Raw genomic sequence first — 1,551 nt, 5'->3', positions numbered from 1 at the left:
CCTTCCGCGTGGCGATGGCGGCGTCGTCGACCGGGGACTGCTGCGGGGACTCCGCGGCCAGCTCCGGGTGGTGCAGGTCCAGCGCCGGCCGCTCGGAGCGGATGCGCGGCAGCGAGGTGAAGTTGTGCCGCGGCGGCGGGCAGGACGTCGCCCACTCCAGGGATCCGCCGAAGCCCCAGGGGTCGTCGACCTCGACCTTGGTGCCGTTGCGCCAGGTGGTGTAGACGTTCCAGAACCACGGGATCATCGAGACGCCGAGGAGCATCGCCCCGACCGTGGAGATCTGGTTCATCCAGGTGAAGTTGTCCTCCGGCAGGTAGTCCGCGTAGCGCCGGGGCATCCCTGAGACCCCGAGCCAGTGCTGGATCAGGAAGGTCATGTGGAAGCCGAGGAACAGCAGCCAGAAGTGGATCTTGCCGATCCGCTCGTTGAGCATCTTGCCGGTGAACTTGGGCCACCAGAAGTAGAAGCCGGCGAACATGCCGAACACCACGGTGCCGAAGATGACGTAGTGGAAGTGGGCGACCACGAAGTAGGAGTCATTGAGGTGGAAGTCCAGCGGCGGGGCAGCGAGGATCACCCCGGTCAGGCCGCCGAAGAGGAAGGTGAACATGAACCCCAGGACCCACAGCATGGGGGTCTCGAAGGTGATCGAGCCCTGCCACATCGTGCCGATCCAGTTGAAGAACTTCACCCCGGTGGGTACGGCGATCATCATGGTCATGAACGCGAAGAAGCTCAAGAACACGGCTCCGGTCACGTACATGTGGTGGGCCCACACGGTCACCGACAGCGCGGCGATGGTGATGGTCGCGAACACGAGGCCCTTGTAGCCGAACAGCGGCTTGCGGGAGAACACCGGGATGATCTCGGAGACGATGCCGAAGAACGGCAGCGCCAGGATGTAGACCTCGGGGTGGCCGAAGAACCAGAAGAGGTGCTGCCACAGCACCGCCCCGCCGTTGGCCGGGTCGAAGATGTGCCCACCCAGGGTCCGGTCCATGCCGAGGGCGAACAGTGCAGCGGTGAAAGGCGGGAACGCCATGATCACGAGCAGCGAGGTGATGAGCGTGTTCCAGGTGAACAGGCCCATCCGCCACACGGTCATGCCGGGGGCGCGCATCGCGATGATCGTGGTGATGAAGTTGACCGCGCCCATGATCGTGCCGAAACCGGACAAAATCAGGCCGAACACCCACAGGTCACCACCGGAGCCTGGGGTGAAAGAAGCGTTGCTCAGCGGTGCGTAGGCGTACCAGCCGAAGGAGGCCGCGCCCTGCGGGGTGAGGAAGCCGGCGGTCGCGATCAGCGAGCCGAACAGGAAGAACCAGAACGCCAGGGCGTTGAGCCGCGGGAAGGCGACGTCGGGGGCGCCGATCTGCAGGGGGACGATGACGTTGGCGAAGCCGACGAACAGCGGGGTGCCGAACATCAGCAGCATCAGCGTGCCGTGCATGGTGAACAGCTGGTTGTACTGCTCCTTGGTCTCCAGGATCTGCATGCCCGGGGCGAAGAGCTCGGCGCGGATCAGCAGCGCCATGACGCCGGCGA

Annotated in this window: 1 protein-coding gene; it reads right to left on the bottom strand. The window is 65.1% G+C overall.

From position 1 onward, the window contains the following. Nucleotides 1-1,551: aa3-type cytochrome oxidase subunit I (ctaD, locus tag E7Z53_RS19820; protein WP_176338695.1), on the bottom strand; the 1,551-nt coding region annotated here is incomplete at both ends.

It is taken from the genome of Kocuria salina (assembly GCF_013368965.1).
Lineage (GTDB): Bacteria > Actinomycetota > Actinomycetes > Actinomycetales > Micrococcaceae > Kocuria > Kocuria rosea.
This window is presented reverse-complemented; position numbering and strand designations above follow the sequence as displayed.